Here is a 10,095-nt window from a genome sequence, read left to right on the forward strand (position 1 = left end):
AAAAACAATTCTAGCGGTCGCTATTAGCCATGAGTCACCCACTATTTTCAGCCAATTTAACGAGTTGTGGACTTCCTTCTCGACCTTAACAGGCTGGCTGGTACTGACAGAACTGCGGTTTACAAACCGGATAATTGAGCCTTGGTTTTCGGCATTCCAGATATTATCTCAATTCTAGACTTATCTTGTCCAGCAAGCTTTGATTAAGTTTAGATAACTATTTCGCCCTGTAAGTTAACCTCTTCTTTCCCCCAAGGCAGGAAGTTTGATATAGGAAGTTAATTTTCTTAATTTCCTGTCATAAAACTTAATAAAGCTGTATAATCCTTTGCGGAAAGCACTGTTGATTCTATGTAGATATACGAACGCTCAGAAACAGCATCCTATTTTTGCCCTTGCTGGCATACACGCCAGGGGGTGGAAGCTGGAATCATCTAGCGCCGGACATTATGCTTTGCAACTTAACTGCTCAAACGCGAGCTTTCATCGCACTAGATCCCAGTCAGTGCGTTTCACAGCCAGCAATTTTCAGTTTCAGCGGAAAATCCTTACTTTCTTCGTATTCTAATTTCAGGGGTCATATGTGGCGAAGACTATACTTCGGCGAACAACTACCAAAACACAACTAATTCAAGTTATGAACAGCCCAAAAGTCAGTGTAATAATTCCTGCATTCAATGCAGCCGAAACCCTGGCCGAGGCCGTTGCCTCCGTAGTTAATGGCAGCCACAAGCATCTAGAAATTTTAATTGTTGATGACTGCTCGACAGACGATACTAGAAAAATTGGTGCTAGGCTGGCCAAGCAAGATTCGAGAATTAAGTTCTATAGAAATCCCCACAATTATGGGGTTTCCAAGTCAAGAAATTTAATGATCAAGCGGGCAACCGGCAAGTATGTAGCGTTTCTAGACAGTGACGATACCTGGGAACCCAACAAGCTAGAAGTTTGTTTGAAGATGCTCGCAGACAATCCCGAAGTCAAAGCAGTTGCTCACGCTTTGCGGTATTTAGACAAGCATGGCAACAAGTTGAGTTACGTTCCTACCTATCCTACAACTAAAGCCGAAATGCAGGCGATTAAGGAGACAGGCGAAAGTCCTTGGGTTTTCCCGTCTTCTGTGGTAGTCGATCGCTTCATTTTGCTCAAAGAAGGTGGCTTTGCAGAAGATTGGGAGGTAGGAGAAGATACAGAGTTATTTACCAAAATTGCTCAAAAGCACGGCTTGCTAGCCGCGACAGCACCTTTGGGAAATTATCGAATTAGAGGAAACTCTCTCACAGACAAGCACTGGCTGAAAAAGCGCATAGCTTCTGAATGTGTCAAGGAAAACCAACTGCGGCGCTTGCGGGGAGAAAAAGAGTTATCGCTCAACGAGTACGAACAGTTGTGCTTTAACAATTTGCCCCTTTTGCCAAGGCTCAACAAATTCCGAGAAGTTTTGGCACTGCACTACATGAGAAAGGTGGGACAAAGTTGGTTGAATCGGGAGATTGTACTGACTCTGATTTATGGCATCGCTACGACAGCCCTCAATCCTCAAGCTACTCTGAACAAGTGGAAATGGATGAAATCTCACGAGAAGTTGAGCCGTCAAACGACAGAAAGCACCCGTCATGCAGCAGAATTTAATCCCCAGCGATCGTCGGAAGTCAGCGGTTTTTCCTAAAGGCTCTTGTATTTGTATGCAGGTTTTAATCTAAGACGGTTCGATCTGAACCGTCTTGGAGATAAAAGCCTCTGAAAAATAGATACGCTCGATCGCTCTGGCGTCGCGCGATCGCAACAAAGCGTTAACCATCGCGTATAGTGTTATATTCAGCCGCCAGCCTCAACCCGAGCGAGCCGGAAATAGCAGCCTGTGCCCGCCGTGCTATTTGCTGCCAAAACAATTAAAATAGATAAGGTTTCATTCAGTTGACAGTTGACAATTGACAGTTGACAGTTGACAGCAGTTGACAGTTGACAGCAGTTGACAAAGAAGGAAGAGGATTGGAGCAATCAATCGTCTTTTTTAAATTCCTCCCGATCGGGGTTCCGGCTTTAAACCAATTATTTATGGTAAGTAAAAAGCCAAGTTTTGTGAATAAAAATGGGTAGGAAACCTATTTGTTAGGCAGAAAGTAAAAGCAAAAAAGTAACAAAAATTATGCTTTCTACCTTTTTACCTGATACCTTCAGAGAACGATCGCCTTTTTACTTTGAACTAGACTAAATTTATGGACTGGCAAGAAATTTCTGGCAACTGGGTATTAATTCCCTCAAACTCGAAACCGATCGCGATCGTACATTTTCTCGGCGGCGCATTTGTAGCTGCTGCACCGCAACTGACCTATCGGTGGCTGTTAGAGGCCTTGGGGAATCAAGGATATGTGGTAGTAGCAACCCCGTTTGTCAATACTTTGGATCATATTGCGATCGCCCGCGATGTCCTCAACAAGTTTGAAAATGCCCTCGATAGGTTGCGCGCCAAGAAATTGCTCAAATCTTCCTATCTGCCTGTCTACGGCATGGGGCACAGCATGGGATGCAAACTGCACTTGCTGATCGGCTCGGTGTTTGACATAGAAAGAGCCGGCAATATTCTGATCTCTTTCAACAATTATGCAGCATCCGAAGCAATCCCGATCGTCGAGCAAATTTCCCCCGTCTTTAACGTAGAGTTTACCCCTTCCCCCCAAGACACCAACCGCCTCGTGCAAGATAGCTATCAAATCCGGCGCAATCTTTTAGTCAAATTTAACAGCGACAACATCGACCAAACCCTGCTGTTAAATGGTCTGCTAAAACAAAGATTTTCCGACATGATTACAGTTCAGACACTGGCCGGCAACCATCAAACGCCATTAGGTCAAGATGTTAGCTGGCCTGTCGGTCAAATTTTTACACCCTTCGACGCTCTTGGCCAATGGGTAAAACAAGAAGTGTATCGAGAATTAAATCAATTAAAACGGACAATTCTGCTGTGGCTAAACCCTCTGTCGCGCGTTTAACAGCCGATGAGCCGATCAACCCAAAAGTTCGTCCGGCAACTGCAAAATATCATCTTCGTCGTCCGTCTCGGGGATAGGAGTATAGTTTTTGACGATCGACAGACAGTTACGACCATCAGCCGTTCTCGTATAACTGAGACTGTCTGCGATGTCTTTCATCAACTTGAGGCCCCGCCCGCCCGAAGCTTCAGGATCGATCGTTTTCGACATATCTTGAATTTTTTGCTCTAAATCAAAGGGAGAGCCCGAATCCCAAATTTGAATCTCTACAGATTCAGCAGACACCACCACGTTAATCTCCACCGGCAAATCCGGCCGTTTGCCCTCGTGGGCGTGACGCACCGCATTTGTAAAGCCCTCAGCCAAAGCCAACTGACAGCGTATCCACACACTTGTAGGAATTCGCTGCTCGTACAATTTTGCAAACCAGGACAAAACTGGCTCTAAAGCACTCTGGCCAGTATTGACTTGAAGAGCCGCTTTCTTTAGGACTTGCAACTTTTCGGAACCTTTTAATTCAATCACGCTCAGCCACTAAAATTATAGTTCCGTGACATACTCCTACACTGATTGCAAGCAATACAGTGTAGGCTTCTCATCCAATCCAGCTATTGCTTCGGAGGCGATGAGCTTTGTTTTAAGTCCACGGAATGCCCTACCGCAGACTGTAAATTTCTTACCTTGTACCCTACAAATTTTACTGCCCTGGATGAGATGCTGGCTGATTCGCACTATCGGACAAACCCGGAGGTAATTTGCATTAATCAAGATGTGCCTACTTGCTTCTATGCTGTGCAACGGAGTCGCTTACCAATAATCGCAATGCTACTGGACAGAGGCTGATCAGACACCGATAGGGGTGAAGTTAACCAAATTTATTCTATCAAATTTATGGGTACAAACAAAATATGACAGCTCATTTCCGACCTACCCTCTTCCCTCGCCTCCGGCATTGGTCAGAGGATTGTCGTCAACTCGCTCGCAATTCATCTCATCACCTCCCTATCGGGCAGGTGAAAGGCTTCTTGCTGTTTTATTAGCTAAAATAGAGGCAAATATTATACTGCCTGTACTTTACGTTGTTAACTTTTTTGCCAAAATGCGGGCAACTGCTAGCGCCAACATCACCCATCGCAGTTCTTCAACGGCAGCGTCATTTTCCAGTTGCTGCTGCGGCGGCTGACCGTGTAAAACCAGGCAAAATTGAATGGGAGTTCGACTGTACTGGCTTGTACTGCTAAAAAAATAAATGTCAAATCGAGTAATTAGCTGTTTACGATACCAGAAGTCGCGCCCCGATGTCAATTCGCCCCTGCTGCCCAAAAAAGTCCATCAAAGTTTATGTTCTGAGTATAAACTGGGTGAAGTTCGACCCAACCAAAATTTGCATCAAATTTAAAGGTAAATTGAACTCGATGGCTGGCCGGCAAAAGCATTTACCTGAAAAGCGATGTTATTAGACCATACTCAATCTCAGACAATCGCCCTCACAGGATATATTTTAAATGACCCCCAGACCTTTGAAAGACTTGTAGTACCCGAGTGCCATGTTTCAAATTCTGGTTATTGACGATGATACGGCTGTTCAAGAACTGCTGAGAAGAACCCTGAAAAAACAGGGTTACGAAGTGACAGTAGCAAGCAATGGCGAAGACGGCGTGGCCCAGGCGCAAAAATTGCGTCCGGCGCTGATAATTTGCGATTGGATCATGCCGCGTTTGACCGGCATTGATGTTTGCCGTCGAGTTAAGGCTGATCCGGAACTGTCAACTACACAATTCTTTTTGTTGACTTCTTTGGGATCGATCGCCGATCGAGTCAAAGGGCTTGACGCCGGTGCCGACGATTTTATCTCCAAGCCGATCGAACTCAACGAATTGCAGGCGAGAGTACGCGCAGGATTGCGGCTGCACCAACTCAGCCGAGATTTGAAAATTGCCAAGCAAAGCCTGGAAGCAGAGTTAGCCGAAGCAGCGGAGTACGTGCAATCGCTGCTGCCCGATCCGATGACGGAACCTGTCAGCATCGAGGCAAAATTCATTCCCTCCCGGCAGTTAGGCGGAGATTGCTTCGACTACAACTGGCTGGATGCCGATTATTTGGCGATTTACTTGCTCGACGTAGCCGGTCACGGTTTGCGGGCGGCGCTGCCTTCTGTGGCGGTGCTGAATTTGCTGCGATCGCGCGCACTGCCCAACATTGACTACTACAAACCGAGCGATGTTTTGCGGGCCCTCAATACCACCTTCCAGATGAGCTACCAAAATGACAAATATTTCACCATCTGGTATGGCGTTTACAACCGCATTACTCGGCAGCTAACTTACGCCAGCGCCGGCCATCCCCCGGCCGTGTTAATTTCCCAGTCCCCTGCGAGCACGGCTAAAATCAAGCAATTAAAAACCCCCGGAATGCCAGTTGGGATGTTCCCCGACGCCCGCTATGTCGATAATTGCTGCGATGTCGAGGATTTAAGCACTCTCTACATCTTTAGCGATGGGGTATACGAGATTCACCAACCTGACGGCAATATCTGGGGGCTAGACCCTTTCATCGACCTGCTAGCATCTTACAACGGTGCAACTGCCGATCAGTTAGAACTGGTTCTGAACTACATTCAAAAGTTGAACGCTAAAGCAGTTTTTGATGATGATTGGTCTTTACTCAAGATCAACTTTGGCTAGCTGACCTCTTGCATCACATTTGCAACCAAATGGCAAGAAGACAGCAGCCAAAAGAGTTAGTTAGTGGAGACAATTTTGCGATTAAAAGCATCCCGGGTCGGAAAGATCTCGAAAACTCGATCCATGCTGGTGAGTTCAAATAAAATGCGGATTTGCTCGTTGATAGAACAGACGACTAATTGACTCCCAGCGGCCCGGACTGTTTTGAGCGCTAATACTAAAGCGCCCAAACCAGAACTATCCATAAAAGTCACATCAGTGAAGTCTATCAATACCACATCGGCTCCCGCTTCCACTAGGTCGCTAATCTCTTGGCGGAATTGACTTGCCTTGGTGCCGTCTAAAATGCCAGAGGGCTGAATAATTTTAACTACAGGACTCATATTTTGCGATGGGAATGTCAGAATTTCTAGCCAGACTAGGCTAAGTATAGCTGCGAGATGGACTCCGATCCAAATAAGAGAAACGGAAAATCCGAGAACGGGAGAATATTGTTGAGTGCAAGAGATGGCGCTCTTTGCGGATGGGAACGCCGATCGGACTCGCAGCGCTTCGCCACCGCGAGTGAATTGTGAGAGGGGGACAATTTTTGTTCTGCTGAATACAGAATGGCATCAAACTAAGCTAACTTTGGCGCGGTAGAGGAGTTTATCGCCTTGTGTGTAGCCTGTATAGCGGACTTTGACGGGTTCTCCGGCCTGGGCTGTTCCTTCGATGAGCTGGTGCTGTTGCGGGTTGTAGGGAATCTCTGCTCCGACTGGGGCGATCGACTCTATGCCCCAATGCTGCAATAACTGCTCGACGGGGCGTAGCAACGGCAGCAGTTTCTGGGCCCGCAAGTGGTGATTTTCCTGAGCTTTGCTGGCAGCAGTCGGCCACTGCAACATCCAAGATTCTAAAATTTGTACGCTAGCAAGCTGGAATTCCTCCATCAAAGACGATCGCTGCTGTGCGATCGCAGCTTGGAGGCGCTGATATTCTTGTTCTAAGGCTGTGGGTGGTGCCTTTTCTAACTCTACAAAGTCTGGCGCCAAGGTTGCGAGCAGTTCGGTTAAGGAAATTTGCAAAGCTTGACTGATTTTGAGCAGGATGTCGGCTCGGGTTTTCAAAGCTAAGCCGCGACGCAGGCGGATGACCTGAATTTCGGGAACTCCTGCTTTTTGGCTGAGTTCTCGATCGCTCGAAATCCCGGCCTGTTGCATCAGCCGTTGCAGTTGAGGAGCATAATCTGGAATATTAGCTGCCACGAAAAATTCATCCAAATTAATAAATGGACATATTCTCGATCGTAAACTGTTGCGAGCTTTAAGGAAATACATCTTTGGGGCGGGCTAGAAGCCCACTCCACAACTTTTGTGGCACAGGCAAGATGCCTGTGGCGGGCTCTTCGGCCCACCCCACAAAAGAAAGTGGCACAGGCATCTTGCCTGTGGCGGGCTCTTCGGCCCACCCCACAAAAGAAAGTGGCTATTTGACTGCAACTTTCTCGGCGGCTGTTGTAGTTGTCGCAGAACCTTGCAAATGCGCTTCTAGGAACCACAAACGCTTGTCAATTGCCCGGGAGATTTCGGTGTACAAGTCGGCTGTATCGGCGTCGCCGAGTTCTGATGCTTTGTCGATCGCAACTCGTAGATGTTGGGCGTAGGGTGCATAGCGATCGGCTAAAGCAGTGACGTATTCCTTGCCATCTAGAATGTCGAAAGGAAATTCTGGCAAAATCGAATCTGCGGCGGCTGTGCGGGCTGTTCCGACAGCCAAACCGCCCAAAGCAGTGACTCGTTCAGCAACCGTATCGACGTATTCTTCGAGTTCCCCGGCCATTTCGTCAAACAGCAAATGCAACTGATAGAAGTCCATGCCTTTGACGTTCCAGTGAGCTTGCTTGACTTGAGTTTTTAAGTCCAGAGTGGTTGCTAGCGTGGCGTTGAGCAGCCCGACTATTTGAGAGCGGGTGGCGGCTGACATATCGATGCGCGTCGGGTAAAGGTGTTGTTTGTGGTTGTTGGTAGTCATAGGTTTTTAGGTTGTTAGTGGTGATTGTCGATCGAATATCTGAGACTGTTTGGACAGTTAGTTTTGGCTGTTTTGGCTGTTTTGGGCGATCGAATATTTGCCTGTCGTGAATTGCTCAGGCTAGGTGCATCTGCAACACAGCACGGGGAGCTCGGCGGATTTTGCACGGGATAGTTTCTAAACCGAGGCGCTGGCAAGCTTCGTACCGGTGGCAGCCGGAAAATCCGTAATACTGGCCATCTACTTCTAGCACGTCGATGGGCTCGTTTAAACCTACCTCCCGGATGGATTCCATGAGGGCGGCTACTTTAGTTTGGTCGTTGACTCGCGGCAGGGGGCGGCGAATCTGGTTGAGAGGAATTTCTTCGATCCTCATGGCGGCTCTCTTTTTTGCTTCTTGTTAAATCATACTCGTAATGACTTCGACTTGGCAAGAGAAATGTCGGGAAATTTTGAGCTTGGGAGAACGGGGGCGTGCGATCGACCGTTTGCTGTAGTGTTTGAGGTATAACAAAAAGACAGAGGTCAAGCCTGTTTTTAGCGGTAAACGCGTTCAGCGTGGTTTATATAGAGCCTCAACTGGCAAAACAATCAATGCTGATATTCCTGTAGTTTTAGGACTGTGGACTAAAATTACCAACGTAGATGTCTAACATTGACTACTTTTGGGTAGCTTTGTCCATGTTTTTACGAGCGGTTAGAAAATCCTAACTACTGCTATTTTGACAGGAAGTCCCCAAAAATAATTTATTGGTAACACGCAGCACCGCTAGGATTTTTCATGCCTTTCGATAGATCGATCGACCTCAACGTTCTAGGTACAGTGGGACAAAAGATAAATTGTGGTTTGATATTATGGCATCATCCCAACCCCTCAAAGGTCTTGAATTGATCGACTGCGCCAAAGCCAATGCCCAACAAGGAATCACCACAGCCGCCGAGCTTTGCGGCTACGGAAGCGACCTCAACACTTTTGAGCGGGAACTCAAAGAAGCTTGCCAAAAAATCGGCGTCGAAGTCAAGGAATTGAACGACTTGATTACGGATCAGCAGATGATCAAACAAGGAATGGGCATCGAAATTGCTCCAGATACTCCCTCAGAACTCTAAAATCGATCTCCAGCACACCAGGAAAGAGAGCTAAAACCGCCCAGACACGAGTATTGTCAGTCTTTCACAAGAGGCAGGCTAGAATATTTTGCATGGGAGCTTCTGACTTTTGGCAGGAGTCGTGTTTCCTCCCACGAAGATGGTTCTTTCTGGAGGATGCTGAGATTGTTAGGAGGACTGTCGTGTCAGATCAGCAAGATCGAATAATGCGTTTGTTTATAGAGGAGGCTAAGGAGCACCTCGATACTCTAGAAAATGGTTTGGTGGATTTGAAGTCCACGATGAAAGACCCCGAAATGGTCCAAGAGATGTTTCGAGCCGCCCACTCTGTGAAAGGAGGGGCGGCTATGCTCAGCTTGGATAGTATTAAAACAACCGCTCACCGCTTGGAAGATTGTTTTAAGGTACTCAAGGATGGGCCCGTCAAGCAAGTTGACCAAACGGCAGAATCTCTATTTTTAAAGGGAGTTGATACGCTTAAAGACTTGCTGGCGCGACTGGAAGGGCCTTTTGGCTTGAGGAATGAAGAGGGAGAAAAACTCGTCCAGCAGGTGATGCCAGTTTTTGCTCAACTGGAAACTCATCTCAACAACTTGGCGGCGGGCAAAGTTGTGGCGGTTGCTACTGCTGGAACTCGTGCACCTGTCGCGGCTCCAACAGCGGGCGCCGCGCCGGGGAATTTTGCTGTTCAAGTGATGGTTTTACTGAAAGAGATGTTGCAGGTGTTCAAGCAGAAAGAATCTGCTGCTAGCCGTCAGGAATTGGCGACTGCGTGCGCTCGACTCTATAAGTTGGGAGCTAAATTTGAGCCTTGGCAAAATTTAGTTAAAACTGCTAGAGGGGCGATCGTTAATCCCAAAAACTCTTATAAAGTCTTAGCTCCGCTGATTATCAAAGAGCTCAAGGATGCGGGAGATTTGGTGCAAACGGGGAAAGTTAAGACGATCGCTCCGAGTAAAAATTTGCTACTTTTGGTAGCAGCCCCAAAACCAGCAGAGGTAAGCGCCCCAGCAGCCCCAGCAGCAGCGTCGAAGCAAGTAGCTCTTCCCGCTGAACCTAAGGCGGTAGTCAAGCTTTTGCTCAAAACCTTCAACAAAAAGCAACTCTCGGAAATTGCCAAGTTACTGGTTCACGCCATTAAATCCTCTTCCTAGGAGCAAGAGTTAAGTGGCAAATAGTTTGCTAAACTTATCTAAAGTTGATTGCTGAGAGTCAGTTCCATGTTTGCCGTCAAGCGAGCGCTCAAATTAAATAATACTGAAGCAACCTTGATGGCAAAACACGCAGGCTTTCGG

The 10,095-nt window shown here is 47.2% G+C and carries 12 protein-coding genes; 5 read left to right on the plus strand and 7 right to left on the minus strand.

Translation table 11 applies throughout. The features are described 5' to 3' along the window. Positions 1-637 precede the first annotated feature (637 nt). Positions 638-1,669 (plus strand): glycosyltransferase, encoded by a 1,032-nt coding sequence (locus tag JGK22_RS31520; protein ID WP_293187033.1) that lies wholly within the window; start codon positions 638-640, stop codon positions 1,667-1,669. A gap of 550 nt (positions 1,670-2,219) precedes the next feature. Further along, positions 2,220-2,993: a DUF1350 family protein gene (locus JGK22_RS31525; RefSeq protein ID WP_293314452.1), complete on the plus strand. Its 774-nt coding sequence runs from the start codon at positions 2,220-2,222 to the stop codon at positions 2,991-2,993. 15 nt (positions 2,994-3,008) lie between these two features. Here the strand turns inward: JGK22_RS31525 and JGK22_RS31530 are convergent, their stop codons facing one another. Together JGK22_RS31530 and JGK22_RS31535 are read right to left on the minus strand one after the other, a co-directional pair. Further along, positions 3,009-3,518 carry an anti-sigma regulatory factor gene (locus JGK22_RS31530; RefSeq protein ID WP_293187036.1) on the minus strand — a complete coding sequence of 170 codons (510 nt, stop codon included), beginning with the start codon at positions 3,516-3,518 and terminating at the stop codon, positions 3,009-3,011. 549 nt (positions 3,519-4,067) lie between these two features. Then, entirely contained in the window at positions 4,068-4,298 is a 231-nt protein-coding gene (locus JGK22_RS31535) for a hypothetical protein (RefSeq protein ID WP_293208895.1), read from the minus strand. 242 nt (positions 4,299-4,540) lie between these two features. On the opposite strand from JGK22_RS31535, the gene JGK22_RS31540 reads away from it, so the two are divergent. Then, entirely contained in the window at positions 4,541-5,677 is a 1,137-nt protein-coding gene (locus JGK22_RS31540; RefSeq protein ID WP_293187038.1) for a SpoIIE family protein phosphatase, read from the plus strand. 56 nt (positions 5,678-5,733) lie between these two features. On the opposite strand, the gene JGK22_RS31545 is transcribed toward JGK22_RS31540, so the two are convergent. The 5 genes from JGK22_RS31545 to JGK22_RS31565 all read right to left on the minus strand — a co-directional run bounded on the left by JGK22_RS31545 (position 5,734) and on the right by JGK22_RS31565 (position 8,066). After that, positions 5,734-6,060 carry an STAS domain-containing protein gene (locus tag JGK22_RS31545; protein WP_293187039.1) on the minus strand — a complete coding sequence of 109 codons (327 nt, stop codon included), beginning with the start codon at positions 6,058-6,060 and terminating at the stop codon, positions 5,734-5,736. A 231-nt stretch (positions 6,061-6,291) separates the two neighbouring features. Continuing rightward, complete coding sequence (locus tag JGK22_RS31550; protein WP_293277643.1) at positions 6,292-6,996, minus strand: helix-turn-helix domain-containing protein; 705 nt, start codon at positions 6,994-6,996, stop codon at positions 6,292-6,294. Next, a complete protein-coding gene (locus tag JGK22_RS31555) occupies positions 6,983-7,132 on the minus strand; it encodes a hypothetical protein (RefSeq protein WP_293277644.1) in 150 nt (49 codons plus the stop codon). Before JGK22_RS31555 ends, JGK22_RS31550 begins: the two co-directional genes overlap by 14 nt. 12 nt (positions 7,133-7,144) lie before the next feature. Continuing rightward, positions 7,145-7,690: a DNA starvation/stationary phase protection protein Dps gene (gene dps / locus JGK22_RS31560; protein ID WP_293214368.1), complete on the minus strand. Its 546-nt coding sequence runs from the start codon at positions 7,688-7,690 to the stop codon at positions 7,145-7,147. 115 nt (positions 7,691-7,805) lie between these two features. Continuing rightward, on the minus strand, positions 7,806-8,066 hold the full coding sequence (locus JGK22_RS31565) for a sulfiredoxin (protein ID WP_293187042.1): 261 nt from the start codon (positions 8,064-8,066) through the stop codon (positions 7,806-7,808). Positions 8,067-8,545: 479 nt separating this feature from the next. On the opposite strand from JGK22_RS31565, the gene JGK22_RS31570 reads away from it, so the two are divergent. After that, a complete protein-coding gene (locus JGK22_RS31570; RefSeq protein WP_293187043.1) occupies positions 8,546-8,800 on the plus strand; it encodes a hypothetical protein in 255 nt (84 codons plus the stop codon). A gap of 182 nt (positions 8,801-8,982) precedes the next feature. Further along, positions 8,983-9,954, plus strand: coding sequence for an Hpt domain-containing protein (locus JGK22_RS31575; RefSeq protein ID WP_293187044.1), 972 nt, complete (start codon positions 8,983-8,985; stop codon positions 9,952-9,954). Positions 9,955-10,095: the final 141 nt, after the last annotated feature.

This window comes from Microcoleus sp. PH2017_08_TRC_O_A (genome assembly GCF_020738665.1).
Lineage (GTDB): Bacteria > Cyanobacteriota > Cyanobacteriia > Cyanobacteriales > Microcoleaceae > Microcoleus.